This window comes from Tardiphaga sp. OK245, from assembly GCF_900108575.1.
GTDB classification, from domain to species: domain Bacteria; phylum Pseudomonadota; class Alphaproteobacteria; order Rhizobiales; family Xanthobacteraceae; genus Tardiphaga; species Tardiphaga robiniae.
Genome location: NZ_FNWZ01000007.1, coordinates 96,791 through 122,645, shown reverse-complemented (window position 1 = coordinate 122,645; position 25,855 = coordinate 96,791). Strand labels below are relative to the sequence as shown.

Annotated in this window: 22 protein-coding genes; 11 read left to right on the top strand and 11 right to left on the bottom strand. The window is 62.8% G+C overall.

From position 1 onward, the window contains the following. Positions 1-5 precede the first annotated feature (5 nt). Positions 6-599: an SCO family protein gene (locus BLW80_RS28205; protein ID WP_089266787.1), complete on the top strand. Its 594-nt coding sequence runs from the start codon at positions 6-8 to the stop codon at positions 597-599. On the opposite strand, the gene BLW80_RS28200 is transcribed toward BLW80_RS28205, so the two are convergent. Then, the gene (locus tag BLW80_RS28200) at positions 596-2,470 is read right to left on the bottom strand and encodes a glycosyltransferase (RefSeq protein WP_170849836.1); all 1,875 of its coding nucleotides are present in this window, start codon (positions 2,468-2,470) and stop codon (positions 596-598) included. The genes BLW80_RS28205 and BLW80_RS28200 overlap by 4 nt on opposite strands. A gap of 275 nt (positions 2,471-2,745) precedes the next feature. Here BLW80_RS28200 and BLW80_RS28195 point away from each other — a divergent pair, with 275 nt between their 5' ends. Then, complete coding sequence (locus BLW80_RS28195) at positions 2,746-3,576, top strand: ABC transporter substrate-binding protein (protein ID WP_502688642.1); 831 nt, start codon at positions 2,746-2,748, stop codon at positions 3,574-3,576. Between the two features lie 72 nt (positions 3,577-3,648). Beyond that, on the top strand, positions 3,649-5,292 hold the full coding sequence (locus tag BLW80_RS28190) for a lysine--tRNA ligase (protein ID WP_093761730.1): 1,644 nt from the start codon (positions 3,649-3,651) through the stop codon (positions 5,290-5,292). 63 nt (positions 5,293-5,355) lie between these two features. On the opposite strand, the gene BLW80_RS28185 is transcribed toward BLW80_RS28190, so the two are convergent. Both BLW80_RS28185 and BLW80_RS28180 read right to left on the bottom strand, forming a co-directional pair. Continuing rightward, positions 5,356-5,865, bottom strand: coding sequence for an SgcJ/EcaC family oxidoreductase (locus BLW80_RS28185; RefSeq protein ID WP_093761832.1), 510 nt, complete (start codon positions 5,863-5,865; stop codon positions 5,356-5,358). An 83-nt stretch (positions 5,866-5,948) separates the two neighbouring features. Further along, positions 5,949-6,578 carry a S24 family peptidase gene (locus BLW80_RS28180; RefSeq protein ID WP_089266927.1) on the bottom strand — a complete coding sequence of 210 codons (630 nt, stop codon included), beginning with the start codon at positions 6,576-6,578 and terminating at the stop codon, positions 5,949-5,951. A gap of 237 nt (positions 6,579-6,815) precedes the next feature. Here BLW80_RS28180 and BLW80_RS28175 point away from each other — a divergent pair, with 237 nt between their 5' ends. Both BLW80_RS28175 and BLW80_RS28170 read left to right on the top strand, forming a co-directional pair. After that, positions 6,816-7,160 carry a DUF952 domain-containing protein gene (locus BLW80_RS28175; RefSeq protein WP_170849835.1) on the top strand — a complete coding sequence of 115 codons (345 nt, stop codon included), beginning with the start codon at positions 6,816-6,818 and terminating at the stop codon, positions 7,158-7,160. After that, positions 7,157-8,251: a quinone-dependent dihydroorotate dehydrogenase gene (locus tag BLW80_RS28170; RefSeq protein ID WP_093761728.1), complete on the top strand. Its 1,095-nt coding sequence runs from the start codon at positions 7,157-7,159 to the stop codon at positions 8,249-8,251. The genes BLW80_RS28175 and BLW80_RS28170 overlap by 4 nt, the downstream gene beginning before the upstream one ends. On the opposite strand, the gene BLW80_RS28165 is transcribed toward BLW80_RS28170, so the two are convergent. The 4 genes from BLW80_RS28165 to BLW80_RS28150 all read right to left on the bottom strand — a co-directional run bounded on the left by BLW80_RS28165 (position 8,226) and on the right by BLW80_RS28150 (position 12,708). Beyond that, positions 8,226-9,575, bottom strand: a complete 1,350-nt coding sequence (locus BLW80_RS28165) for an MATE family efflux transporter (protein WP_093761726.1) — start codon at positions 9,573-9,575, stop codon at positions 8,226-8,228. The two genes, BLW80_RS28170 and BLW80_RS28165, sit on opposite strands and share 26 nt — an antisense overlap. Positions 9,576-9,605: 30 nt before the next feature. Then, positions 9,606-9,911: a DUF6460 domain-containing protein gene (locus BLW80_RS28160; protein ID WP_093761830.1), complete on the bottom strand. Its 306-nt coding sequence runs from the start codon at positions 9,909-9,911 to the stop codon at positions 9,606-9,608. A gap of 86 nt (positions 9,912-9,997) precedes the next feature. Then, entirely contained in the window at positions 9,998-11,674 is a 1,677-nt protein-coding gene (locus tag BLW80_RS28155) for an ATP-dependent DNA ligase (RefSeq protein ID WP_093761724.1), read from the bottom strand. Continuing rightward, on the bottom strand, positions 11,671-12,708 hold the full coding sequence (locus BLW80_RS28150; protein ID WP_093761722.1) for a ligase-associated DNA damage response exonuclease: 1,038 nt from the start codon (positions 12,706-12,708) through the stop codon (positions 11,671-11,673). Before BLW80_RS28150 ends, BLW80_RS28155 begins: the two co-directional genes overlap by 4 nt. 74 nt (positions 12,709-12,782) lie before the next feature. Here BLW80_RS28150 and BLW80_RS28145 point away from each other — a divergent pair, with 74 nt between their 5' ends. Further along, positions 12,783-13,715 (top strand): class I SAM-dependent methyltransferase, encoded by a 933-nt coding sequence (locus BLW80_RS28145; protein WP_093761720.1) that lies wholly within the window; start codon positions 12,783-12,785, stop codon positions 13,713-13,715. 129 nt (positions 13,716-13,844) lie between these two features. Here the strand turns inward: BLW80_RS28145 and BLW80_RS28140 are convergent, their stop codons facing one another. Both BLW80_RS28140 and BLW80_RS28135 read right to left on the bottom strand, forming a co-directional pair. Further along, positions 13,845-15,251, bottom strand: coding sequence for an outer membrane protein (locus tag BLW80_RS28140; protein ID WP_093761718.1), 1,407 nt, complete (start codon positions 15,249-15,251; stop codon positions 13,845-13,847). 198 nt (positions 15,252-15,449) lie between these two features. Beyond that, positions 15,450-16,799: an outer membrane protein gene (locus tag BLW80_RS28135; protein ID WP_093761716.1), complete on the bottom strand. Its 1,350-nt coding sequence runs from the start codon at positions 16,797-16,799 to the stop codon at positions 15,450-15,452. Between the two features lie 345 nt (positions 16,800-17,144). Here BLW80_RS28135 and BLW80_RS28130 point away from each other — a divergent pair, with 345 nt between their 5' ends. From BLW80_RS28130 to pdeM, 4 genes are all read left to right on the top strand, one after another. Next, positions 17,145-18,365 (top strand): ABC transporter substrate-binding protein, encoded by a 1,221-nt coding sequence (locus tag BLW80_RS28130; RefSeq protein ID WP_093761714.1) that lies wholly within the window; start codon positions 17,145-17,147, stop codon positions 18,363-18,365. A 106-nt stretch (positions 18,366-18,471) separates the two neighbouring features. Next, on the top strand, positions 18,472-19,689 hold the full coding sequence (locus tag BLW80_RS28125; RefSeq protein ID WP_093761712.1) for an ABC transporter substrate-binding protein: 1,218 nt from the start codon (positions 18,472-18,474) through the stop codon (positions 19,687-19,689). Positions 19,690-19,876: 187 nt separating this feature from the next. Continuing rightward, the gene (locus tag BLW80_RS28120; RefSeq protein ID WP_093761710.1) at positions 19,877-22,597 is read left to right on the top strand and encodes a ligase-associated DNA damage response DEXH box helicase; all 2,721 of its coding nucleotides are present in this window, start codon (positions 19,877-19,879) and stop codon (positions 22,595-22,597) included. A gap of 38 nt (positions 22,598-22,635) precedes the next feature. Continuing rightward, a complete protein-coding gene (gene pdeM / locus BLW80_RS28115) occupies positions 22,636-23,331 on the top strand; it encodes a ligase-associated DNA damage response endonuclease PdeM (protein ID WP_093761708.1) in 696 nt (231 codons plus the stop codon). 9 nt (positions 23,332-23,340) lie between these two features. Here the strand turns inward: pdeM and BLW80_RS28110 are convergent, their stop codons facing one another. Together BLW80_RS28110 and BLW80_RS28105 are read right to left on the bottom strand one after the other, a co-directional pair. Continuing rightward, positions 23,341-23,889 (bottom strand): ureidoglycolate lyase, encoded by a 549-nt coding sequence (locus BLW80_RS28110; protein WP_093761706.1) that lies wholly within the window; start codon positions 23,887-23,889, stop codon positions 23,341-23,343. Between the two features lie 80 nt (positions 23,890-23,969). Next, the gene (locus tag BLW80_RS28105) at positions 23,970-24,833 is read right to left on the bottom strand and encodes a LysR substrate-binding domain-containing protein (protein WP_093761704.1); all 864 of its coding nucleotides are present in this window, start codon (positions 24,831-24,833) and stop codon (positions 23,970-23,972) included. Positions 24,834-24,928: 95 nt separating this feature from the next. Between BLW80_RS28105 and BLW80_RS28100 the strand changes: the two genes are divergently transcribed. Beyond that, complete coding sequence (locus tag BLW80_RS28100; RefSeq protein ID WP_093761702.1) at positions 24,929-25,855, top strand: DMT family transporter; 927 nt, start codon at positions 24,929-24,931, stop codon at positions 25,853-25,855.

Genomic DNA, 25,855 nt, shown 5'->3' with positions numbered 1-25,855 from the left:
ATTCCATGACTGATCGAACCACCCGGCCGCTGGTGATCATTGCTGCCTTTGCCGGCAGTCTCGCGGCGGGATTGCTGGTCGTGTTGTGGCTGACGGGTGGTTTTCGCAATGTCGCCGCACCGGCCTCGATCGGCGGTCCGTTCCAGCTCACCGATCAGTCCGGCCAGACCGTCACCGAGCAGAGCCTGAAGGGCAAGCCGACGCTGGTCTTCTTCGGCTTCACCCATTGTCCGGACATCTGCCCGACCTCGCTGTTCGAAATGTCGGAAGTGCTGCGCGCGATGGGCAAGGACGCCGATCGTATCAATACCTATTTCGTCTCCGTCGATCCCGAGCGCGATACGGCACCGATCATGAAGGAATATCTGTCGAGCTTCGATCCGCATCTGAAGGGTTTGACCGGTACGCCTGATGCGGTGGCGAAGGTGATTTCCGGCTACCGCGTCTATGCCAAGAAGGTGCCGACCAAGGACGGTGACTATACGATGGATCACACCGCGCTGATCTATCTGATGGACCGCGACGGCAATTTCGTCGCGCCGTTCAACCTCAAGCGCAAGCCGGAAGAAGCGGCCACGGATCTCAAGCGCTATCTCTAAGGTCGCCTGCGGTTCGCTGCCATCGTGCCGGTCCGATGCACGAGACCGTGCTCGGTCTTTTCCCAGTGATGGCGCCGGGTCCAGAATTGCCACAGCGCGCGCCAGGTCGCGATCGAGAGACATCCCCAATAAATCGGCGTCAGGGCCAGGATCCAGCCGTCGCGAAGACGGCCGCGGCGCATCAGGCCGGTGAGGCCCAGGATGCAGGTCGCGATGAAGCCGCAGGCGATGGCCAGCGCGTGCAGTGACGACAGCCGGTCGCCAAGCAGCAGGGTGCTATCGGCAAGCAGCAGGCAGGCGACAAGTTTGACGACCAGCACCGTAAAAGCCAGCGACGTCAGGATATTGCCGCCGAAGACGATGTTGAGTGCGAGGAATCCCCGCGCACCGGCTTCGTCCCACAGTTTTCGGGGATCGCGCATATGCACGGCCCAGGTCTGCATCCAGCCCTTCATCCAGCGTGAGCGTTGGCGCAGCCACGCGCCGAACGCGATCGGTGCTTCCTCAAGCGTGACCGATGGAATGGTCACCGAGCGATAGCCCAGCCGCGCCAGGCGGATCCCGAGGTCGGCATCTTCCGTGACGTTATAGGCATCCCAGCCGCCGATGCCGCGCAAGGTGTCGGTGCGGAAATGGTTCGAGGTGCCGCCAAGCGGCAGTGGCATGCCCAATGCGACCAGCCCGGGCAGGAAGACCGCGAACAGCCCGGCATATTCGACTGCCGCCATGCGTGACAGCAGGCTGTGCGTCAGATTGTCGAAATGCAGCCCGGCCTGAACGCAGGCGACGTCGTCGTTATGCTGGCGAAACATGCCGAGCGCGGCGCGCAATTGGCCGGGGTCGGGATCGTCTTCGGCATCGAACACGGTCAGAAAGCTGCCGCGCACGAAGGGAAGTGCAACATTCAGCGCCTTCGGCTTGGTTTTCGGACCCGTCGCCTGTGCGAACAGGACCTGAACCTGCGGCCCCGGCCGGGCTCTGGCAACCGCCGCGCGGGTCCGCAGATCGTCGGGCTCAAGCACCAGAATGATATCGAGTTTTTCGGGGGGATAGTCGAGCCTTTGCAGGGATCGCAACAGACCCGGAACGGACGCTTCCTCGCGATAGAGCGCGACGACCACCGAGTAGATTGGCAGTTGATCGTCGCGCAAGTGCGGAAACCGTTGCTCCGGCTGCGGCGGCACCAGCACGCAAGTCAGCCTGAGAAGCGAAAAGGCGAGAAACCAGATCGCCGCCAGGCCGCCGATCAGATCCATCATCAGCGCCGGATGCAGAAGCGCGAGAACCGCGCATATCAGCAGCAGAATAGCTGGCTGCAATCCTCTGCGCCAACCGATGATCGACTTGGCCGACATGGCAGGTCGCGTCTGCAGCAGGCCTTCGGCGGCGATATCCGAAAGCGCGTCGCCGGTCTGCTCGGTCAGATATTGATGCAGGTGACGCCGCGTGGTCAGCCGAATGCGCGCGATAAGTGATGGATATGTGGTGGAGAAACGCATCAGCCGCCGTGCCGTAAAGGCGCGCGGCGTGACGATCCAGTTGAGTGTGTCATCCTGCTGGAGGGGCAGGATGCCGAACTCTGCGATCTCCGGAAGATCGGCATTCGCCAGGGGGCAGTGAGCGCGCCCGACTGTCGATAGATCGTCGAAGCCGATGCCAAGGTGGCGGGCCAGATGCGCGACATACGTCTCTTCGGTGATCACGCCCCATTGGATCAGGATCTGATCGGCGCCGAGATTGAGCTCGCGACTCCGTCGCTCCGCGGCGTGCAGAAGCGGGACCGGGAGTATGCCGCGCAGGCAGTCGAGTTCGCTGGCTGGTTCCGCGCGCCGGTCCGACCCGTCTCGCTCCGGCATGGGGAAGGAGGTCATCCTGCCGATCGGCAGAGGAGGAGAGCGTAGCGCGGCGGCCGGCTGGCGCGAAACGCGCGGCCGATGACCCCGGGAAGATTGCTGCACCCCCATGCAACGCCCTCACACCACAAACGCTACTCGCGTCTCGCGCCGGATGGTCTATAAGACCGCGATCCGGACCCGCCTATATGCAACCACAGATGGTTAATTCCAGCAACCAAATACCGCTGAAGAAGTGTCGCGCAACTGCGCTGACGCTCAAGCTGACTCTTGGCCTGCTGCTGGGCGCGTGGATGTCGTTGTTTTCGGTGACGGTCGTCTCGGCACAGACGTCGACTCCGGCTGTGAACCAGCCCGGTCCGCAGGCTGTGCCGGGCTTCTGGGATCCGCGTCGCCGTCCGGACCGGCCGGACCTGTCGCGCATCACCGTGATCCGCTTTCTGACCGAGACCGACTACCCGCCGTTCAACTTCACCGGCCCCGACGGCAATCCGGCGGGCTTCAACGTCGATCTCGCACGTCTTCTCTGCGAGGAGATCAAGGTCACTTGCACCGTACAGATGCGCCGCTTCGAGACGTTGCTCGATGCCATTTCCAGCAACCGGGGCGACGCGATCATCGCCTCCATGGCGGTGACGCCGCAGATTCGCGCCCGCGTCGATTTCACCGATCCCTATTACCGTGCGCCGGCGCGCTTCGTGGCCCGCAAGAATGCGGTGATGCCGGAGATCCGCCCGGAATATCTCGAAGGCAAGAGGGTCGGCGTGATCGCGGGCTCGACCCATGAGGCCTATCTGAAGGCGATGTTCACCGATGCGGTGCTGGTGCCTTTTCCAAGCGACGATGCGCTACGCCAGGCGCTGAAACGCAGCGAGGTCGATTTCATCTTCGGCGATGCGATCTCGTTCGCCTTCTGGATCAATGGCAGCGATTCCGCCGATTGTTGCGCCTTCAGCGGCGGCCCCTTCATCGAAAGCCGCTTTTTCGGTGAGGGCATCGGCATAGCCGTCCGCAAAGGCAACGACACGCTGCGCCAGGCGCTGAACTGGGCCTTGTTCCGGGTCTGGGAGAAAGGCCGCTACACCGATTTGTGGCTGCGTTATTTCTCGGTCAGCCCGTTCTGAATTTTCTCATCCCGCGGTTTGGCATTTCGGTGCGGAGCCGCTAGGTTCCGCGGCCCGGAGGCCCAAAACACGATGTCCACGCTAGACCCCACCATGAGCCCGAGCGAGCTGCGCGCGCTCGCCGAGACTTCCAACGCCTGGCCGTTCGAGCAGGCGAAGGCGCTGGTGGCGCGTCTGAAGAAAACGCCGAAAGACGAAGTGCTGTTCGAGACCGGCTACGGTCCGTCGGGCCTGCCGCATATCGGCACTTTCGGCGAGGTCGCGCGCACGACCATGGTGCGCCATGCCTTTCGCGTACTCACCGAGGACAAGATCAAGACCCGGCTGATTGCCTTCTCCGACGACATGGACGGTCTGCGCAAGGTGCCGGACAATGTGCCGAACAAGGACATGCTGGCATCGCATCTCGGCAAGCCGCTGACGCGGGTGCCGGATCCGTTCTCGAACGAATATCCCTCCTTCGGCGCGGCCAACAATGCACGGCTGCGCGTCTTCCTGGATCAGTTCGGCTTCGACTACGAATTTGCTTCGTCGACCGACTACTACACATCCGGCCGGTTCGACGCGACGCTGCTGAAGATGCTCGCAGTCTATGACAAGATCATGGACATCATCCTGCCGACCCTGGGCCCGGATCGCCGTGCGACCTATTCACCGTTCCTGCCGATCAGCAAGGTGACGGGCGTCGTGTTGCAGGTGCCGATGATCCGGCGCGACGTGGCTGCCGGCACCGTCACCTATGTCGATCCTGACACTAACGAAGAAGTCACGACGCCGGTCACCGGCGGCAATGTGAAGTGCCAGTGGAAGGCCGACTGGGCGATGCGCTGGGCGGCGCTCGGCATCGACTATGAAATGGCCGGCAAGGATCTCATCGATTCCGTAAAGCTGTCGGGCAAGATCTGCGCGGCGCTCGGCGGGACATCGCCGGAAGGTTTCAACTATGAGCTCTTCCTCGACGACAAGGGCGGCAAGATCTCGAAGTCGAAGGGCAACGGCCTGACCATCGACGAATGGCTGCGCTATGCCTCGCCGGAATCGCTGTCACTGTTCATGTATCGCGAGCCGAAGGCGGCCAAGCGGCTGTTCTTCGACGTCATCCCGCGCAATGTCGACGAATATCAGCAGTTCGTCGAAGGTTACGCCAGGCAGGACGGCAAGCAGCGGCTGTCCAATCCGGCCTGGCACATCCATGCCGGCGATCCGCCGGTGGCGGATATGCCGGTTACGTTCCAGCTCCTGTTGACGCTGGTGTCGTCGTCGAATGCCGAGAATGCCGAAACCCTGTGGGGCTTCATCCGGCGTTATCGACCGGGCGTCTCCGCGGCGACGCATCCGCGGCTCGACGCGATGGTCGGCTATGCCATCAACTACTATCGCGACTTTGTGGCGCCGACCAAGACGTTCCGCGAGCCCACCGATATCGAGCGCGTGGCGCTGCAGGATCTGCGCGATGCGCTCTCGCAACTGCCGGCGGAGGCCACGCCGGAAGACATCCAGAACGCGGTCTATGAGATCGGCCGCCGCGAGCCGTTCCTTGATCACAAGAAGCTTGCCAAGGATGGCCGGCCCGGCGTCTCGCTCGACTGGTTCAACATGCTGTACCAGGTGCTGCTCGGCCAGGAGAAGGGCCCGCGCTTCGGGTCCTTCGTCGCGGTCTATGGCGTGCAGAATGCGATCAACATGATCGACGGCGCGCTGGCGCGCTCGGCCTGAGGCTCACGCTTTGCGAAACGTCAAAGGCGCGCTTCCTGACGGAGCGCGCCTTTTTCTTGACGCCTACTTCGGCGCTGCCGTCGCTGCCGCGGGCGTGACAGGTTCCGGCATTGCCGACGAGTGGTGATGCGCGATCAGCCATTTCTTGTCGCGGTAGACATAAACATAGCTGTAGCGGGCCTTGACGATTTGCGTATCGCTGGGGGACTTGCCGGACAGCGTGAAGGTGTAGGTGCCGACGTCGGATGCCATGTTGCAGCCGATCTTTACGGTCCGCGTGTCGATCTTGCCTTGCGGGTGCTTCTTCAGAAAATCCACGAAGTAGCTCTGGATCGACGCGCTGTCGGTGCGCGGCGTGTTCGACACCGTCGGCAGCAGCACCGCGTCCGAGGCGTAATTGGCGGTGACCTTGGCGGGGTCGAGCGTTGCGAGCGAGGCATTCCAGCGGTCGAATAGCGCTTCGATCTGCTTTGTCGTGACGACCGCGCAGGTCATGGGCTTCGCATGTGCGAGAGAACCTGCGCTAACGAGGGCCAGCGCTATCGCGCCGGCAACGATTGTTCTGGTTTTCATGGCGCCACCGAAGGTTGCGAGTTTCGGATAGGGAACTCGCATAGATCATTCGGTGGCCGGACGCCAGTCTAGAGTGTGTTCGGTTACTGGCTCGCCCAGACGATGCGCGCGATCCAGGCGATGTCGGCGGCCGGAAAGCTGCGGTCGACATGGTTCGGATTGAGCGACTGCAGCTCGATGATCTTCGTGGTTCGGCGCTTCAATTCCTTCGCCATCACCTCGCCGTCCTTGGTCTTGACCACGACGCGGTCGCCCTTGCGGATCTGCGCTTCCGGCGAGACGACGATGATGTCGCCGTCGCGATAAGCGGGCTTCATCGAGTCGCCAGAGATCTTCAGCGCATAAGCGTGCTCGTCATTCACCGACGGCAGGCCCACTTCGTCCCAGCCCTTGCTGCCGGCGGGAAAACCCGCGTCGTCGAAGTAACCGCCATGGCCGGCCTGTGCGAAGCCGAGCAGCGGCACCGACTGCACGATGCGCTTGGTGCCTTCGATCAGCGTGACGAAGCTGTCGATGGTCACGCCCGTCGCGGTCAGCGCCTTCGAGACCGACTCCGTCGACGGCCAGCGTTCGCGGCCGTCGTTGGTGATGCGCTTGGATTTGTTGAAGGTCGTGGCGTCGAGCCCCGCCTTCTTCGCAAGGCCGGAGGGTGACATGCCGTTGCGCTCTGCGAGGCGGTCGAGTGCGTTCCAGATCTGGGCGTGCGAGAGCATCATCGGTTTCGGTCCCTTGGCCCGGATTTCTGCGGGGCGGTGAATCGTGGCGAAATCTAGGAATTATTGCCGTGAATGCACGGATTTCGCAACAGGCATTTGAAAAAAATGTGCAGCCTTGAAGTGGAGGGGGGGCGCCGATACGGTCGACTGTCGGCTCCAGCCATCGAATCCCGCGACTGGGCGTCCACACCACATCGAAAACAGCTGATTCAACCAAATTGGAAGTCTGGGCGGTTGCGCACCATCTATAAAATCTGTCCGGCCTCGAGCTGGCGCGAGGCCGAGCGCCAGGGCACCTATCGCGGCAGCGCCGACGATGCCCGGGACGGCTTCATCCACTTCTCGACCGCGGCACAGCTTCCCGAGACGCTCCGGAAGTACTATTTCGGCCAGACCGGCCTGTTTCTGGTCGCTGTGGACGCAGACGCACTCGGTGACGACCTGCGCTGGGAGCCATCCCGCGGCGGCGATCTGTTCCCGCATCTCTACGGCGAACTCGATCTCGGCGCCGTCACGGCCGTCATGGATCTGCGTGCGCGCTCCGACGGCAACCACGACATTCCGGAGCTCAAATCGTGATCCGCGCTTTCGATGCCTTTTCTCTACCGATGCTGCGTATGCTCGATGCCGAAGACGCGCACCGCCTCGCGATCCGCGGGTTGCGCATGCTGCCTTACGCCCGCCCGCGGCCGGACGATCCGAAACTCGCAGTCCGCGCATTCGGCCTGGACTTCCCCAATCCGGTGGGGATCGCCGCCGGCTTCGACAAGAATGCCGAAGTGCCGGACGCGCTGCTCCGTCTCGGCTTCGGTTTTGCCGAGATCGGGTCAGTGACGCCGAAGCCACAATCCGGCAACCCACGCCCGCGCATCTTTCGGCTGGAGCGTGACGAAGCGGTCATCAACCGGCTCGGCTTCAACAATGACGGTGCAGAGGTCGTGCTGCGTCGGCTGGCTGCACGTGCGCAGAATGGCGGTATCGTCGGTGTCAATGTCGGTGCCAACAAGGATTCGCCCGATCGCACGCAGGATTATGTGCGGCTGATCGAGACCTTTGCGCCGGTGGCGAGCTATTTCACCGTCAACGTGTCATCGCCGAACACGCCGGGCCTGCGCAATCTGCAGCAGGCCGCCGAACTCGACGATCTGCTGGCGCGGGTGATCGATGCGCGTGAGCGCGTTCGCAAGAATGCGGGAGATTCTCCGGTGTTGCTGAAGATCGCGCCCGATCTCAGCCTCGCCGACCTCGACGATGTCGTCCATGTCGCGCGCTCGCGCGGCGTTGATGGCATGATCGTCGCGAACACCACCATCGGCCGTCCCTCGACCTTGCGCGAACAGGCACGCTCGAAAGAGCAGGGCGGATTGTCCGGGCGGCCCTTGTTCAGGCTGTCCACCCGCATGGTGGCAGAGACCTTCGTACGTGTCGAAGGTGCATTTCCGCTGATCGGCGCCGGCGGCATCGACAGCGGAGGTGCGGCGCTCACCAAGATTCGCGCGGGTGCGAGCCTGATCCAGCTCTATTCGGCGCTGGTCTATAAAGGCGTCGGCCTTGTCGACAGCATCAAGGCCGACCTGTCCTCGACGCTGCTGCGCACCGGCCGTGATTCACTGTCGGAAATCGTCGGCGCCGATGCGGCGACGATCACAGCGGAAGACTGGCCGGCGTAAGCCAGGCCTGCTGCGGAAACGACTGTCGCAGCAGGGCCGGATGACGCAGCGCTTGCAAAGCGCCGCGCGACAGCATGAACACCAGAAACGCGAGCCATAGTCCGGTATTGCCGAGGCTGGCCAGTGCGAACCATGCGGCGGTGTAAATCGCTAACGCCAGCAGCATCAGGTTGCGCATGTCGCGCGCCCACGATGCGCCGATATAGATGCCGTCATAGGCGTAAGCGAGGACGCCACAGGCGGGCGCCAGCGCTGCCAGCAGCATGTAATTCCGCGCAGCGAGCCGAACTTCGGGGCTGGTGGTGATGAAATCGATCAGCGCGCCGCCGAACAGCACGAATAGCAACGTGACAGCGATGCCGAATGCCGTGCTCCAGATCAGGACGAGCTTTACGGCCCGGGAAAACTGCTTGCGGTCGCGAGCGCCGGTGCCCTGACCGCAGAGTTGCTCGGCGGCGGTGGCGATGCCGTCGAGGAAGAACGAGCCGATCATGACGAAGTTGTTGAGCACTGCATTGGCAGCCAGGGTCAGGTCGCCTGCACGGGCGCCCTGCGCCGTGAAGAAGAGAAATGCAGCAATCAGTGCTGCCGTACGGATCATGATGTCGCGATTGACTGCGAACAACCGTAGTAGCCGGATGCGGTCGAACAGGATCGCGCGCGGCACATCGATGCGGCCGCCCAGGATTTTCCACATGGCGATGAGGCCGGCGAGAAAGCCCGCGGTTTCCGCGATCACCGTAGCCAGTGCTGCACCGCTGACGCCAAAGTCGAATTGCAGGACCAGCAGGGAGGTGAGTGCCATATTGGCGAGATTGATGCCGACCTGCAGTGCCAGAGCGATCCCGGTGCGCGCCTGGCCGACCAGCCAGCCGAGAATGACATAGTTGCCGAGCATCAGCGGCGCGGACCAGAGTCGGATGAAGAAATACTGGCGTGCGGCGGATGTGACGGCGTCGCTGCCGCCCATGATGCTGAACACCAGCGCCGCCAGCGGTGTCCGCAAGATAATCAGCGTCAGCCCGATCGCCGCTCCGAGCATCAACGCGCGCAGCAGGATCGCGCGCACCTCGATCCGGTCACCGGCGCCAAGCGCCTGTGCGGTGAAGGCAACCGTCGCCATGCGCAGAAATCCGAACAGCCAGAAAATGCAGTCGAATGCCACGGAGGCCAAAGCCACACCGCCGAGCAGGTGCGGGTCGCCAAGCCTGCCGATTGCCGCGGTCGAGACGATGCCGATCAGCGGCGTCGTCAGATTGGCCAGCATGGCCGGGCCGGCGATGGCAAAGACGCGCCTGTTGGTTACGGACAATCCCGACGACATCAATGCAGCCTGAAGCGGATGATGCGCGTCTCAGCGGCCGCGGGGCGCGCTGAACAGCCGCATGATCAGCCAGATCGGCACGACGATCACGGCGCCGAGCAGGAAGTAGCGCCAGAGGCCATTGATGGCATCGAAGCCGAGGTCATAGACCCACTGGAACAGGCGGCGGATGCTGGTGACGATGTTCCACGGATCGAAGCCGATGGCGGCGAGAACGACGCCGACCAGGATCGACAGCAGGATCAGCCGGCCGAGTACCGCCAGCGGCGAACCGCCGAGGAAGCGCGCCAGGCCGTCATCGTTGGCCGGCAAGTCCCGGGTCTCATTTGGCTGCATGATGGTCTCCTGCGCGCAAATCGCGCGCTGATCATAGGTGGTCCCACGCAAATGGGGAACCCGGCTCGTTCGTCAAGTATGGACCGTCAAGGCGTCGCAGGCTCGGGCGGCGCAATTGTGGTTTCCGCCTTCAGCATGCGCTCCAGCGTCTCCAGCCGGTCGGCCTCACGTGGCAGCTTGTCCCAGCGCAGCCGGCTGATGCGGGGAAACCGCATTGCGACCCCCGACTTGTGCCGGGGCGAGCGCGCCAGCCCTTCAAAGGCAACTTCCAGCACCAGCCCCTTGTCAGGTTCGTGGGTGACGTGGCGGACCGGGCCGAACTTCTCGGTGGTATTGCGGCGAACGAAGCGGTCGATTTGCAGCAGTTCCTCGTCGGTGAAGCCGAAATAGGCCTTGCCGACCGGCACCAGCTGGTCGCCGCTCTCGCCGGCGGTCCAGACGCCGAAGGTGTAATCCGAATAATAGGACGAGCGCTTGCCGTGGCCGCGTTGCGCATACATCAGCACCGCGTCGATGATATGCGGATCGCGCTTCCACTTCCACCACTGGCCTTTCGGTCGGCCCGGGAGATAGGCAGAATCGCGCCGCTTCAGCATCACGCCTTCGACGGCATCGGCATCTTCGCCGGCTCCGGCACTGACAGGATCGGCACGCGCGGCGGTGAGGGCATCCCATGTTGCGAACGGGATCTGGTCGGACAGATCGATCCTGTCGTCGTCGAGCTCCGCGATGAATCTTTCCAGTTTGGTTCGTCGCTGTTCGAATGGCAGTTCGCGCAAATCCGTCTCGCCATCGCCAAGCAGGTCATAGGCGCGCAGATGAATGGGATATTCCTTCATCAGCTTCGGCGTCACGCTTTTCCGGTTCAGCCGTTGTTGCAGCACGTTGAACGACTGCACGCGTCCCTCGCGCAGGACCAGCAACTCGCCATCGATCGCGCCGGGCAAACGCAGCGATGGCGTCAGGTCCGGGAAGCTTCCGGTGATGTCCTCGCCGGTTCGCGAATAGAGCCGCGTGACGATCCTGTCGTCATCGCCTTTGCCGCTGACCGCCTGAATCCGGATGCCATCCCATTTCCACTCCGCGACGAAATCGGACGCGTCGAGATTGGCGAAGTCGGAATCTTCGACGGCATGCGCGAGCATTACCGGGCGGAACGGCGCCGGATCGCGATTGACCGGCTTCTCCGCGCGGCCTTCAAGCCAGGCGAACAATTCGCCATAGGGCGGCGCGAGGCCGGGCCAGATCAGCTCGACGTCATGCGGATCCTTGTCGCCGAGCGCTGCCGCAGCGGTCTTGGCCAGTCGTGCGGAGACGCCGATCCGCATCGCGCCGGTGACGAGCTTCAGCAGCGCCCAGCGCCCGGTCTCGTCGAGTTCATCCAGCCAGCGCATCAGTTGCGCGGGCAATTCAGCCTTGCCGAGCGTGCGAAGTGTGGTGACGACTTCGGTGAGTGTCGGTGGTGGCGGGTTGTTGTGCGCGATGTCCTGAGCCTTCGGCCACATCAGCGCAACCGTCTCCGAGAGATCGCCGACATAGTCATAAGAGAGTTCAAACAACACCGGATCAGTTCGCGATGCGATGAGGTCGCGGATCAATCCAGCTTTCGCATGCTTGAACGACAGCGCACCTGTCAGTGCCGCCAGCGCGTAGCCGCGGTCGGGATCGGGCACTTCGCGGAAATAGCCCGTGACCAGCCGCAGCTTGTTGTTGCGGCCGGGTTCATAGGCCAGGCGATCGAGCAGTTCGGCGAAGCGGTTCATGCCTCGGCGCTTTCGCCAGGCGGAAGTGTCTCTTCCTCCTCGTCGCCATAGCCGATCAGCGCAAGAGGCCGCGCGGTCAGGCCTTGGCTCTGGCACCAATGCACCAGCGCGTCTTCCTGGCCATGGGTGACCCAGATTTCGCCGGCGCCGGTCGCGCCGATGGTCGCGATCAAACCATCCCAATCGGCGTGATCCGAAATCACCAGCGGCAGTTCGACGCCGCGTTGCCGCGCACGGGCACGCACGCGCATCCAGCCAGACGCGAAGGCGGTGACTGGATCGGGAAAGCGCCGCGTCCACACATCCGATGTGGCTGATGGCGGCGCCAGCGTGATGGTGCCGGCGAGATCAATTTTCTTGACGCCCTTCGCCGGGCGTAATTCGCCAAGATCGATACCGCGGCTCTGATAGTAGTGCGTGATCTTCTCCATCGCGCCATGCAGATAGATCGGCGCATCATAACCGGCCTGACGGATCAGCTTGATGACCCGCTGTGCCTTTCCCAGCGAATAGGCGCCGACCAGATGCGCACGCTCCGGAAACAGCGCGACCGAGGCCAGCAGCTTCTTTATTTCGTCGGCGGCATCGTCGTGGCGAAACACCGGAAGCCCGAACGTCGCTTCGGTGATGAACACGTCGCAGGGCACAACCTCGAACGGCGTGCAGGTCGGATCATGGGCGTCCTTGTAGTCGCCGGAGGCGACAATGCAGATGTCCTTGCAGGTCACCGCCATCTGCGCCGATCCCAGCACATGCCCGGCCGGATGGCAGGACACCGTGACATCGCCGAGCTTGACCGTCTCGCCATAGGCGATCGCCTGCGTGCTGCCGGCGAAATTATCGCCATAGCGCAGCCGCATCATATCGAGGGTCTCTTGCGTCGCCAGCACTGCGCCATGGCCGGGGCGGGCATGGTCAGAATGGCCGTGGGTGATCACGGCGCGCTCGACCGGTCTGACCGGGTCGATATGGAAGCCGCCCGGTTTGCAGCAAAGGCCGGCGGGAACCGGGATAAGGATGTCTTGCGGACGCATCTCGGTTATATAGGTCCGCCTTGGGTTGGTTCGAGTCATCCTGCGAACGCCCCGCCCTCCGATCGGTTCCCACCATGCCCGCGCGCTTGTTCATGTCATCCGGCGATATGAACGCCGACCGGCGTTTCGACTATGCGCGCGACCTGCAGGTGCAGGGAGATCTGGAGGCGGCGGCCGATCTGTTCGAGCAGGCCACTGATCTGGCGCCGGGCTTTGCCACCGCATGGTTCGTGCTCGGGGAGGTCCGGGAGCAGCTGGGTGACACCGCCGGCGCCATCGCCGCGTTTCGCCGCGCGCAGGCCAGCGATCCCGGTGATCGCAACGGTGCTGGTCTGCGGTTGATGCGGCTCGGCGCCGACGATCTCTCGGCCATGCCGGCGACCTATGTGACGGCGCTGTTCGATCAATACGCGCCCAAGTTCGACGCCGCTCTTGTCGATACGCTCGGTTATCGCGGACCAGCGGTCCTGTTGGGCGCCGTGCGTGCCGCGTGCGCTGCGACGGGTAGGGCGATGCTCTTCCCCCGCGCCATCGATCTCGGTTGCGGCACCGGGCTGGCGGCCGGCGCTTTTGCCGCCTGCACCGGCGCCATCATCGGCATCGACCTGTCGCCGCGCATGATCGAGCGCGCTCATGCCACCGGGCTTTACGCCGAGCTTGAAGTGGCCGAGATCGTCGAGGGTTTGTGCCGCCGGTCAGATAGCAGTGTCGAGCTGGTCATCGCAGCCGACGTGCTGATCTATCTGCACGACCTTGCGCCGGTTTTGCGAGAAGCTACGCGCGTGCTGGTTCCAGACGGGCTGCTTGCCTTCACGGCCGAGACCCATGACGGCGAAGGTGTCGCTCTCGGCGCGGGCTTGCGTTATGCGCAGAGCGAAGATCATCTCCGTGGCCTGATCGCAGCTGCCGGCCTGGCGCTCATTCATCTTGAACACGTTTCGTCTCGCACGGAACGCGGCCTTGCCGCGCCAGGACTGGTGGCCGTCGCGATCAAGCGTCGGCTTTAACGCCGTCGGGGTCAGCAAGGGCTCCTTGCAATGACAGCCGGGCAATAACGTCGGTGAGCGCCAAGCGTCATACCAATAAAAACCCCGGCCGCGAGGCCGGGGTTTTGCGTTTCGGCGATGTCGCCGTGATCAGTACTTCGCGACGACTGGGCTGTTGAAGTGATAGTTCAGCCCGGTGCGGAAGATGTGTTCGGAGACGTTGGTCGTGATGGTCGTGGTGTTGATCAGGTTCGAGGTCGAACCAAGGTCGACATAGAGATATTCCGTCTTCGAGGTCCAGTTCGGCCCGAACAGGCCGAGGAGGGTGAAAGGCGTCTCGATGCCGGCGCCCGCGGTCCAGCCGCTCCTCGTGGTCGATGCATTGAGCTGCACGACGCCGTCTTCGCTGGCCTTGGTCTTCACGCCGCCATAGGCGTAACCGCCGGTGGCATAGAACAGCGTCGAACCGACCGAGTAGCCGAGACGGCCGCGTACGGTGCCAAACCAGGGCAGCTTGGCGTCGAACGGGACGTCGCCGAGGCCAATGGCCGTCTTGTTGTCGCGCTGGCTGGAGGCCTGGATGTCGGTTTCCAGACCGTAGACCCAGTTCGCCATCTGCCAGTTGTAACCCAGCTGTACGCCGCCATTGATGCCATCGGGAGCGAGGTTGAAAGCATCGTAGGAAGGTAAGTCACCAAGGCCGTCACCGGCTTTGGAGACCGAGGTGCGGTCGCGTCCGATGCCGGAGCCGACATTGCCGCCGAGATACCAGCCGGTCCAGTTCGCTGCGGGCGCTGGCACATAGGTGCTGTTGTTGCCGCCAATGCGATAGTTCAGGCCGACGCGAAACAGATTCTCGCGCAGTTCAGTGGTGGTGGTCTGCGGAAACGTGCCGAGCACCATCACCTGATCGGTCTTGTTGCCGAGGTTGAGATAGAGGTACTCGATCTTGCCGGTCCAGTTGCCGCCGAGAGATGCCTCGACGCCGCTGCCAACGGTCCAGCCGCCCTGGACGCGGCTCGTAGCCAGGGCAGGAAAGCCCAGGGAGGTGGTGGTGGTGGTGACGTTGCCATAGGCATAGCCGCCGGTCACATAGCTGAGCACCGGACCCGTTGCCAGACCGACGCGGCCGCGCACCGTGCCGAACCAGTCGATTTTCTGGCTGTAGGTGTCCTGCGGCGCCAGCGGAAAGGCGCCGTTGTTCAGCAACGGATAGCTGTCCTTCAACTCGCCGCCCTGGATGTCCGCTTCGACGCCGTAGACCAGCGGGCCGAACATGGAGCCGGTCTGCCAGTTGTAGCCGATCTGGCCGCCGCCGAATCCGCCAGCGGGCTGCAGATAGGTCGAGGTGGCCGAGCCGGGAGTGATGGGGTCGTTGTTTTGCAGCCGATCCCGGCCGACGCCGTAGCCCGCGTTCACGCCCATGTAGAAGCCGGTCCAGTCATAAACCGCTGTTACCGGCACCTTGTAGTAGGGGGCCTTCACGGCCATGTCGGCGGCTTGCGCACCGGCGGTCAGGGACAGCAGCGTCGCGGTAGTGAGGCAGAGGCTTTTCATGAAGGGATCCAGTTCAGATTTCTGGTCGAACTATGAAGCGGTAACTAGATGCTGTCTGTAGCCGCGCGACCAGAAATTGCGGTACCTAGATATTGCCTCCCTCGTGGTTAATTTTTCCGAAACAGCATTACTTGAAGACGCAAACAAAAACCCCGGCCGCGAGGCCGGGGTTTTCGATTTTAGAGGATGTCGCTGAGATCAGTACTTCGCAACGACCGGGCTGTTGAAGTGATAGTTCAGGCCGGTGCGGAAGATGTGCTCGGTAACCTTGCTCTCGCTGACGACGCCCGGAAGGATCGTGGTCGAAGCCGAGCCGAGGTCGACATAGAGATATTCGGTCTTCGAGGTCCAGTTCGGTCCGAACAGGCCGAGCAGCTTGAAGGGGGTCTCGATGCCGGCGCCGGCGGTCCAGCCACTCTTGGTGGTCGAAGCGTTGGCAACTTCGACGCCCAGTGCGTTGATCTTGGTCTTCACGCCGCCGTAGGCGTAACCGCCGGTGGCGTAGAACAGGGTCGAACCGACCGAGTAGCCGAGGCGGCCACGAACCGTGCCGAACCAGGGCAGCTTCTGATCGTAGCTGACGAGGCCGAGAGCAACCGCAGTCTTGTTGTCGCGCTGGCTGGAAGCCTGGATGTCGGTTTCAAGACCGTAAACCCAGTTCGATGCCTGCCAATTGTAACCGATCTGGGCACCGCCGTTGATGCCGTCTGGAGCAAGGTTGAACTGCTCGGGAACCGGGGTGACGCCGGTAAGTGTGGTGCGATCGCGTCCGGTGCCGGAGCCGATGTTGCCGCCGAGATACCAGCCGGTCCAGTTCGCCGCAGCGACCGGGGTGTAAACGCTGTTGCCGCCGATGCGGTAGTTCAGACCGACGCGAAACAGGTTTTCACGCAGTTCGGTGTTGGTGAGCTGGGTGGGGGTGGCGAACGCGTCAGAGCGGTTGCCGAGGTTCAGGTAGAGATATTCGATCTTACCGGTCCAGTTGCCGCCGAGCGCTGCTTCCACGCCGCTGCCGATGGTCCAGCCGGTCGCCATGCGGCTGTCCGAGAACGTCGTCACGGCGCCTTCGGTGATCGTGGTCTTGACGTTGCCGTAAGCGAAACCGCCGGTGAAGTAGCTCAGGACCGGACCGGTTGCGAGACCGACGCGGCCACGAACGGTGCCGAACCAATCCGACTTCTGACCGTAGACGGTCTGCAGCGGGCCAACCACATTGGCGCCACCGCCGGTGAGGCCCGAACCCTGGATGTCGGCTTCGAAGCCGTAAACGATCGGGCCGAGCAGCGAGTCGCCCTGCCAGTTATAGCCGATCTGGCCGCCGCCGAAGCCGCCCTGCGGCGTGAGATACAGCGAGTCGCCGGTGTAGCTGTGGGTGACGCGGTCGCGGCCGATGCCGACGCCGGCGTTCACACCGATGTAGAAGCCGGTCCAGTTGTAGACGGCGACAATCGGCGCCTTGTAGTAAGGGGCCTTGACGGCCATGTCGGCGGCCTGCGCGCTCACAGCGGTTCCGAGCAGCGCGGCGCTCGCAAGAAGAATACGTTTCATGGTCGACCCCAATTCAGATTTGAACCGTTAGAATAGGGGAGTCGGGCCATATTGGCTGTATCCGGACGGCCACACTGTCCGACATTGCAACCGCTGCGGCGCCGGCCGAAAAAAGCCGGTTAAATAAACGTTTAGATGCTCTTGGCGCAGTGCGTATTTCGTCACGTTTGGGTGCGCGGAGACCTGTCGATAGCCAACCCGCGGAAAACATGAGGCAACCTGTGAGGGATTGCCAAGCCTGTCGCGCCCGCAGAGGATAAGGGCAAGCCCGTACAGCCGCGATCAACGCCGCGACGGGTCACAAAAACACGCCCGCACAAGCGGGTCTCGGGGAGAAAACACCAGATGCCTTCTCGCCACAGGTCCGTCTTCAGGACCGCAACACTCGCTGCAGTTGTCTCGATACTGGCCCATTCGGCCTCTGCGGCGGACAAGAAATACGACCCCGGTGCCAGCGATACCGAGATCAAGCTCGGTCAGACCATCCCCTATAGCGGCGCCGGTTCCCTGTATGGCGTGATCGGCCGGACACAGGCCGCCTATTTCCAGATGCTGAACGAAAAGGGCGGCATCAACGGCCGCAAGATCAATTTCATGTCGCTGGACGATGCCTACAGCGCGCCGAAGGCCGTCGAGGCCACCCGCCGGCTCGCGGAGCAGGACGAGGTGCTGGCGCTGTTCGGCTCGCTGGGCACTGCGCCGCAGTCGGCGGTGCAGAAGTTTCTCAACAGCAAGAAGATCCCGCAGCTCCTGCTCAACACCGGCGCGTCGCGCTGGAACAACCCGAAAGAGTTCAAATGGACTACGCCGGGCCTGCCGATCTATTCGACCGAGGGCCGGATCATCGCGCGCTACCTGATGCAGGCCAAGCCGAATGCCAAGGTCGCGATCCTCTACCAGAACGACGAGTTCGGAAAGGACTTCATGAATTCGTTCAAGGAGATTCTGGCCGAAGCGGGCGGCTCCGCGAAGGTGATCGCCGAGGCGTCCTATGACCTCACCGATCCGACCATCGATTCCCAACTGATCAATCTGGCGAAATCGGGCGCCGACACTTTCTTTAACATCTCTACCGGCAAGGCGACGTCGCAGTCGATCCGCAAGGTCGCGGAGCTCGGCTGGAAGCCGCTGCATCTCTTGGTATCGACATCAAGCGGCCGCTCGATCATCAACGCCGCCGGCGCCGAGAATGCCAAGGGCATCGTCGCGATGACCTACACCAAGGAAGTCGGCAGCGAGAAGTGGAAGGACGATCCGGACGTGATCGCCTTTCAGGAGCTGCGCAAGAAGTATCTGCCGAATGTCGATCCCGACAACACCATCGCGTTTCAGGGCTACTCGCAGGGCGTGACCATGGCGGAGATCCTGCGCCGCTGCGGCGACGATCTCACCCGCGAGAACGTGCTCAAGCATGCCACCAATCTGGAAGGCTACCGCGCACCGGTGTTCCTGCCGGGTATCACCTATGGCTTCACGCCGACCGACTACACCACCATCAAGGCGCTCTATGTGGGCACATTCAACGGCACCGACTGGGATCTGTCGGACAAGCCGGTGAGCCAGTAAGCGTGTATTCTAGAAGTAACAACCATCCCCGGCGTCGTGCCGGGGATGGAGACGACCAATCGGACTCACAAAGAGCCGGATCAAAAATCATCAGGGAGAAAACGCTATGAACAAGGGACTATTTGCGTCTGCGGCGCGGGTCGCCGTCGTCGTGTTGCCACTGACTGTGACGGCCGCTATCGGCGCCGACAAGAAATACGATCCAGGTGCCAGCGATACTGAAATCAAGATTGGACAAACCATTCCGCATAGCGGACCCGGTTCGCTCTATGGCGTGCTGGGCCGTGTCGGTGAAGCCTATTTCCAGAGCTTGAACGAGAAGGGCGGCATCAATGGCCGCAAGATCAAGTTTCTGACGATGGACGATTCCTACAGCGCACCGAAGGCGGTCGAGGCCACACGCCGTCTGGTGGAGCAGGAGGAGGTACTCGCACTCTATGGCTCGCTCGGCACCGCGCCGCAGACGGCCGTGCACAAATATCTCAATTCCAAGGGGGTGCCGCAGCTGCTGCTCAACACCGGCGCATCGAAGTGGAACGATCCGAAGAACAACAAATGGACCATGGCCGGCCTGCCACTCTATCCGACCGAGGCGCGTATTCTCGCCAAATATGCCGTCAGCGTGAATCCGAATGCGAAAGTCGGAATCCTCTATCAGAACGATGATTTCGGCCGGGATTTCCTCGGGCCGTTCAAGGATGAACTCGCGAAAGCCGGCGGGACCGCCAAGGTGATCGCCGAGGTGACCTACGATCTCACCGATCCCACGATCGACTCGCAGCTGATCAATCTCGCCAAATCCGGTGCCGATGTTTTCTATAATATCACCACCGGCAAGGCGACGTCACAGTCGATCCGCAAGGTGGTCGAGCTCGGCTGGAAGCCGCTGCAGTTGTTGTCGGCGGGCTCCACCGGTCGATCGATCCTGGAGGCGGCAGGGTTGGAGAATGCTAAGGGCATCGTCTCGATTGCCTATGGCAAGGACATCGGCTCGCCGCTTTATGCCAAGGATCCCGACATCGTGGCGTTCGAAGCTTTGCGCGCGAAATATCTGCCGACGGTCTCTGCCGATAATTCGATCGCCTTCTTCGGCTATGGTCAGGCCGTGTCCATGGCGGAGATCCTGCGCCGCTGCGGCGACGAGCTTACCCATGAGAATGTGCTGAAACAGGCCATCGGCCTGAACGGCTTCCGCGCTCCGCAAATGCTGCCGGGGGTGAGTTACAGCTATACCAATGACGCCTATGTTCCGATGGCGACGCTCTACACCCAGCGGTTCGACGGCAAGGACTGGATCATCTCCGACAAGTCGGTGACGCAATAAGACCACAGGTCTCTCCACGTCATTGCGAGCCCCGGCGAAAATTGGCGCAGCAAATTTCCTTTGGGCGAAGCAATCCAGTCCTCTCTTGCTGTTTTCTGGATTGCTTCGTCGCAAGGGCTTAGGGGAAAGTTGCACGGCAACTTTCCTTGACCTCGCAATGACGGCTGAGAGTGCCTAGTTCTAACGCGTGCCGCCCCGTAAATCCGTCGCCAAACCCGACCTGTTGCCCGATCACTTCCTGCGCTGGTTCGCCATGCGCGGCTGGTCGCCGCGCGAACATCAATTGGCGCTGCTGCAGAAGGCGAGGGACGATCGCTCGGCGCTGCTGATCGCGCCGACCGGCGCGGGCAAGACGCTGGCCGGCTTCCTGCCGACGCTGGTGGAACTGAGCGGTAACAAAAACGCGGCGGGGGCAGCTCCCTCCCCCCTTGCGGGGGAGGGCCGGGGAGGGGGGTCCACAAGCGAGGTCGGAGTTCGTGGCACCCCCACCCCCGACCCCTCCCCGCAAGGGGGAGGGGAGCACGTCGCTGTCGCTTCGCCTGCCGCCAAGAACAGTGCCCTCGTCTCCACCGGCCGCACCGTTCTGCGCACCGGTGGCCTGCACACGCTCTACATTTCCCCGCTGAAAGCCCTCGCCGTCGACATCGCGCGCAATCTGGAAACACCAATCGCGGAGATGCAGCTCCCGATCAAGGTCGAGACCCGCACCGGCGACACGCCGGTGTCGCGCCGTGCACGGCAGCGGCGCTATCCGCCGGACATTCTGCTGACCACGCCGGAACAGCTGGCCTTGCTGTTGTCGTCCGACGACGCGCCGTTTCTGTTCTCGTCACTCAAGCGCGTCGTGCTCGACGAGTTGCATGCGCTGGTGACGTCGAAGCGCGGCGATCTGCTGTCGCTCGGCCTTGCGCGGCTGTGGAAACTCGCGCCTGACATGCGGGCCATCGGCCTGTCGGCGACGGTGGCCGAGCCTGACTCGCTGGCGCGTTTCCTGGTGCCGCAGCCCGTCGACGAGAGCGTCTCTGCCGATATCGTCGTCGCCGGCGGCGCAGCCGAGCCGGTGGTCGAGATGCTCGACACCAAGGAACGCTTGCCCTGGGCGGGGCATTCCGCGCGCCATGCGCTTGGCGAGATCTACGATCTCATCAAGGCCAACAAGACGACGCTGGTTTTCGTCAACACCCGCAGTCAGGCCGAGATGCTGTTCCAGGATCTCTGGCGCATGAATGACGATGGCCTCGCCATCGCGCTTCATCATGGCTCTCTGGACGTCGCGCAGCGCCGCAAGGTCGAGGACGCGATGTCCGCCGGTAAGTTACGCGGCGTGGTCTGTACCTCGTCGCTCGATCTCGGCGTCGACTGGGGCGATGTCGATCTCGTCATCAATGTCGGCGCGCCGAAGGGCGCTTCGCGGCTGATGCAGCGCATCGGCCGCGCCAATCACCGCATCGACGAAGCCTCGCGCGCCGTGTTGGTCCCGGCCAATCGCTTCGAAGTTCTGGAATGCCACGTCGCCATCGATGCCGTTGCCGAAAATGCACAGGATACGCCGTCGCTGCGGATTGGTTCGCTCGATGTGCTGGCGCAGCACGTGCTCGGCTGCGCCTGCGGCGCACCGTTTCGTGCGGATGATCTGTATGACGAAGTGCGCTCGGCGGCGCCCTATGCCGAGCTGTCGCGTGTCGATTTCGACGATACCGTGGAGTTCGTGGCGTCCGGCGGCTATGCGCTGAAAATCTATGAGCGTTTCGCCCGCATCAAGCAGGACGCCTCCGGCAAGTGGCGCGTCACCAATCCCAAGGTGCGCCAGATGTATCGCATGAATGTCGGCACCATCGTCGAGGATACGATGCTGAAGGTGCGGCTGGTGCGCGGAGGCAGCGGAAAAGGCAAAAAGGGTGTCACTGGTGCGCTGGCGCGCGGGGGGCGTATGCTCGGCCAGATCGAGGAATATTTCATCGAAGGCCTCGTGGTCGGCGACACCTTTGTCTTTGGCGGGGAAGTCGTGCGCTATGAATCCCTGGTCGAGGACCAGGTCTATGTCTCGCGCGCCCATGACAAGGACGCCAAGGTGCCATCCTATATGGGCGGCAAGTTTCCGCTCTCGACCTACCTTGCCGAACGCGTGCGCAAGCTGCTGGACGATGAGCGGGCGTGGAAAGGCCTGCCCGACCAGGTGCGCGAATGGTTGTTACTGCAGGCCCATGTCTCGCATGTGCCCGGCGCGCGCGAGTTGATGGTTGAGACCTTTCCGCGCGCCGACAAGCATTACCTCGTCTGCTATCCGTTTGAAGGCCGTCTTGCGCATCAGACATTGGGCATGCTGCTGACGCGGCGGCTGGAACGCGCCCGAGCGCGGCCGCTGGGTTTCGTTGCCAATGAATATGCGCTGGCCATATGGGGCCTCGGCGACACGTCGCACATGATCAGGCAGGGCAGGCTCGATCTTGCCGCGCTGTTCGATCCCGACATGCTCGGCGACGATCTCGAAGCATGGCTCGCGGAATCGGCGCTGATGAAGCGGACGTTCCGCACCTGTGCGGTGATCTCGGGGCTGATCCACACGCGTTTCACCGGCGAGGAGAAATCGCGCCGCCAGGTGCTGTTCTCCACGGACTTGATCTACGACGTGCTGCGCAAGCATCAGCCCGATCATGTGTTGCTGCGCGCCGCGCGCGCCGACGCCGCGACGGGATTGCTGGACATTCGGCGATTGAGCGACATGCTGACGCGGATTCAGGGGCGTATCGTTCACCGGGAACTCGATCGCGTGTCGCCGCTGGCGGTGCCGGTGATGCTGGAAATCGGCCGTGAAGCGGTATACGGCGAAGCGTCGGACGAGCTCCTGGCGGAAGCCGCCGAGGAACTCGTGAAAGAGGCGACGGGATTCGAAGAGACGCGATCGTAAGGGTTTTGCGAATCTCGCATTCGTCTTAAAAGAGCACCATGCACGCCGATTCGACCATCACCGTCGATATGAGCACCGTCAGCATCGCCGGCGTCACGTTGGCTGCGGACCTGTCGGGTGCTTTGTATTGGGAAGAGCAGAAACTTCTGGTGGTGTCCGACCTGCATCTCGAAAAGGGCTCGAGCTATGCCAATCGCGGCGTGCTGCTGCCGCCCTACGATACGATCGCAACACTCGGTCGCCTCGGTGCGGTGATCGCGCGTCACGATCCGCGCATTGTGATTGCGCTCGGCGACAGTTTCCACGACCGTGACGCCCACGAGCGGTTGTCGCCGGCCAATCGCGAGGTGCTGTCCGCATTGCAGATGCGCCGTGACTGGATCTGGATATCAGGCAATCACGATCCCGCGCTGCCGCCAGATCTCGGCGGCACCGTCGCAGACGAGGTCGCCATCGGCCCGATCACCTTCCGTCATGAGCCGACTGGTGCTGCCGGCGAGATTGCCGGTCACTTGCATCCAAAGGCGCGCGTCAGCACGCGCGGGCGCGCCGTCGAACGTCGTTGCTTTGCGAGCGACGGCACCCGCGCGGTGATGCCGGCCTTCGGTGCCTATACCGGCGGGCTCAGCATCCGCGACGCGGCATTCGCCAGGATCTTCCAGACACTCGGCTTCGTCGCCCATGTGCTCGGCGACCGGCGCATGCACGCCATCGCTGCATCGCGCTGCTGCTAGAGCGGCATTTCATACATCGTCATTTTGCCCGTCCAGGAGAAGGCGAACCTGCGGGATTTCCAGGATGGCAGTCTCCTTTGCGGGCTGGCTGTTGACGAGATGGTCGATAAGATCCTCAGTCGTCGAGCCTCGGGTCAGCATCAGGCAGGTCGCATCGTCGGCGCGCGTTGCGTGCCAAACGCCGGGACGCATGCAGATTCCGACACCGGGAGACAAACGATAAGCTCGGAGTGTCGACAAATCCGGCCGCTGGTTTGCGTCACTCAAGCAAAGGATCTGAACGATCTCTTTCGTGAGAGGCACGACCGCCTGTTGGGTCAGGTGATGGACTTCGAGCTTTGAGACAAGCGGATTGTTGTCGCGATACTCGACCCACAAGACCTCGGTGTTGCCTCCCGTGCCGGGATCAAAGAAACGTTCGTGCCAGAAATCGCTCGCCGGGCTTCGAAAACCGACCGCGTCTTTTTTGAGTGGATCGGTTTTGCCGAGCACCCATCCGAAGGGCTCGAACGACGTGGGACTCAGAGCCTCGACAGTAACAGGGTTGGATGTCGGCATGGAGGGCTCCTTGGGGGCGTGTCCGAAGCATGGCTTCCATGGCCCTGCAAACCGACGAGTACTTAAAAGAAAGAGTGGCCTTACGCCGCCTTCGCCTGCACCGTATCGCAGAACTCGGCGAGGTGATCGGCAAGCCGCAGCGTTGCCGGGCTCGCATCGGGGGCGGCCATCAGCGCCACTTCAGTCTGGTCGATCGGCGCGAAGCCTTCTTTCGCCGTCAAGATGCGATGGTCGGTCTGGATAGCCATGTCGGACAGGATACTGAGGCCAAGTCCGGCGGCGACCGCGGCCTGGATCCCGGCGAGGCCGGAGCTCGTATAGGCCATGTGCCAACTGCGGCCTGCCGCCTCGATGGCATGGATCGCGCGGGTCCGGTAAAGGCAGCCGGCGGGAAAGCCGATCAACGGGACCGACCGAATGGCGGGGTCGATCGGATGCGCCTTGCTCGTGACCCAATGGATCCGCTCGGGCCACACCGCGATGCCACCTTTCTCACCGGCGGCGCGCTTGAACAGTGCCAGGTCGAGTTCGCCGCGTTCGAGATCGCGGCGCAAATACGTGCTCTGGTCGGCGCGCACGTCGAGCCGCAAGCCGGGCCGCGACCGCGAAAAATTCGCCAGCAATTCGGTCAGGCGATAGGCCGCGAAATCCTCGGGGATGCCGAGCCTGACAGCGCCTTCATTGGTCGGCCGGGCCAGCACGTCGCGGGCTTCCTCCGCTAGCGCAAGCAGCCGTCGCGCATAGGACAGGAGGCGCTCGCCGGCTTCGGTCGGGGTCACGTCCTTGCCGGTGCGGTTCAGCAGCGGCTGGCCGATATCCTCTTCCAGTCGCTTGATTTGCTGGCTGACGGTGGATTGGGTGCGGTGAACGCGCTCGCCGGCGCGGGTAAAGCCGCGGGCATCGACCACCGAGACGAAGCTGCGCAGGAGTTCGAGATCCAGCATCGGCTGTCCATTCGTTTTTCAACTGATAGCAAGTATATCATTTAATTTCCAAATGGGAAGGCGAGCGCATAGACCGGTGGCAAAGGAGATTTCCGATGTCCCTCGCGCCGTCAGTTGCGGTTCCCCGTGCCGCCTTCAATCCGCTGCCGATCTATATCGGCATCTTCTGTCTGCTCTGGAGTTTCTCCTTCGTGGCGGGGAAAATCGCTGTCACCGATTGCCCGCCGCTCATTTTGCTCGCCGCGCGGTTCTCGCTCGCTGGTGTTCTGATCCTTGGCATTTCCGCCCTGCGCCGCGGTGCCTGGTCGCTGTCCTGGCGCGATGTCGCGGCTTACGCCGTCATCGGCCTAGCCAATAACGCGCTGTATCTCGGCCTCGGTTATACCGGCCTGCAAACCATCTCCGCCGGTCTCGGTGGCCTGGTCGTCAGCGCAAACCCGGTGTTTACGGCCGTGTTCGCAGCGCTGTTGCTGAAGGAGCCGCTCACAGGGCGCAAGGTCGCCGGGCTCTTACTCGGCATCGCCGGCGTCACCTCGATCGTCTGGCACCGCATATCGGTGGGCACCGACAGCGCGCAGGGCATCGTATTCACGCTGGCATCGCTCGCGTCCATCGTGACCGGGACGATCCTGTTCAAGCTGCTGGCACCAAAGGGCAGCCTGTGGCTCGGCAACGGCGTGCAGAATCTTGTGGCCGGCGTGGTGCTGATCCCGGTGGCGCTCACGTTTTCCGATATCGGCGCGATCGTGCCGAGTGCGCGATTGATCGGTTCGTTTGCATTCCTGACATTGGGCGGTTCTATCCTCGGCTATCTGCTGTGGTTTCACCTGCTGAAGACCTGCGGCGCCACCGCTGCCAGCGCCTATCACTTCCTGATGCCGCCACTCGGCATGCTGTTCGCCTGGATGGTGCTCGGCGAGCATGTTGAAAGTCGTGATCTCCTGGGGATCGTCCCGGTCGCCCTCGGTATCTATCTCGTCACCAGACCGGCCGCTTCACCAGCCCCCCTGCGACAGGAGTAG

What these genes read in the sequence shown, in the direction of transcription:
- BLW80_RS28205 (WP_089266787.1), top strand. Translation starts at nt 6, where the DNA reads ATGACTGATCGAACCACCCGGCCGCTGGTGATCATTGCTGCCTTTGCC.
- BLW80_RS28200 (WP_170849836.1), bottom strand. Translation starts at nt 2,470, where the DNA reads ATGACCTCCTTCCCCATGCCGGAGCGAGACGGGTCGGACCGGCGCGCG.
- BLW80_RS28195 (WP_502688642.1), top strand. Translation starts at nt 2,746, where the DNA reads ATGTCGTTGTTTTCGGTGACGGTCGTCTCGGCACAGACGTCGACTCCG.
- BLW80_RS28190 (WP_093761730.1), top strand. Translation starts at nt 3,649, where the DNA reads ATGTCCACGCTAGACCCCACCATGAGCCCGAGCGAGCTGCGCGCGCTC.
- BLW80_RS28185 (WP_093761832.1), bottom strand. Translation starts at nt 5,865, where the DNA reads ATGAAAACCAGAACAATCGTTGCCGGCGCGATAGCGCTGGCCCTCGTT.
- BLW80_RS28180 (WP_089266927.1), bottom strand. Translation starts at nt 6,578, where the DNA reads ATGCTCTCGCACGCCCAGATCTGGAACGCACTCGACCGCCTCGCAGAG.
- BLW80_RS28165 (WP_093761726.1), bottom strand. Translation starts at nt 9,575, where the DNA reads ATGTCGTCGGGATTGTCCGTAACCAACAGGCGCGTCTTTGCCATCGCC.
- BLW80_RS28160 (WP_093761830.1), bottom strand. Translation starts at nt 9,911, where the DNA reads ATGCAGCCAAATGAGACCCGGGACTTGCCGGCCAACGATGACGGCCTG.
- BLW80_RS28155 (WP_093761724.1), bottom strand. Translation starts at nt 11,674, where the DNA reads ATGAACCGCTTCGCCGAACTGCTCGATCGCCTGGCCTATGAACCCGGC.
- BLW80_RS28150 (WP_093761722.1), bottom strand. Translation starts at nt 12,708, where the DNA reads ATGCGTCCGCAAGACATCCTTATCCCGGTTCCCGCCGGCCTTTGCTGC.
- BLW80_RS28145 (WP_093761720.1), top strand. Translation starts at nt 12,783, where the DNA reads ATGCCCGCGCGCTTGTTCATGTCATCCGGCGATATGAACGCCGACCGG.
- BLW80_RS28140 (WP_093761718.1), bottom strand. Translation starts at nt 15,251, where the DNA reads ATGAAAAGCCTCTGCCTCACTACCGCGACGCTGCTGTCCCTGACCGCC.
- BLW80_RS28135 (WP_093761716.1), bottom strand. Translation starts at nt 16,799, where the DNA reads ATGAAACGTATTCTTCTTGCGAGCGCCGCGCTGCTCGGAACCGCTGTG.
- BLW80_RS28130 (WP_093761714.1), top strand. Translation starts at nt 17,145, where the DNA reads ATGCCTTCTCGCCACAGGTCCGTCTTCAGGACCGCAACACTCGCTGCA.
- BLW80_RS28125 (WP_093761712.1), top strand. Translation starts at nt 18,472, where the DNA reads ATGAACAAGGGACTATTTGCGTCTGCGGCGCGGGTCGCCGTCGTCGTG.
- pdeM (WP_093761708.1), top strand. Translation starts at nt 22,636, where the DNA reads ATGCACGCCGATTCGACCATCACCGTCGATATGAGCACCGTCAGCATC.
- BLW80_RS28110 (WP_093761706.1), bottom strand. Translation starts at nt 23,889, where the DNA reads ATGCCGACATCCAACCCTGTTACTGTCGAGGCTCTGAGTCCCACGTCG.
- BLW80_RS28105 (WP_093761704.1), bottom strand. Translation starts at nt 24,833, where the DNA reads ATGCTGGATCTCGAACTCCTGCGCAGCTTCGTCTCGGTGGTCGATGCC.
- BLW80_RS28100 (WP_093761702.1), top strand. Translation starts at nt 24,929, where the DNA reads ATGTCCCTCGCGCCGTCAGTTGCGGTTCCCCGTGCCGCCTTCAATCCG.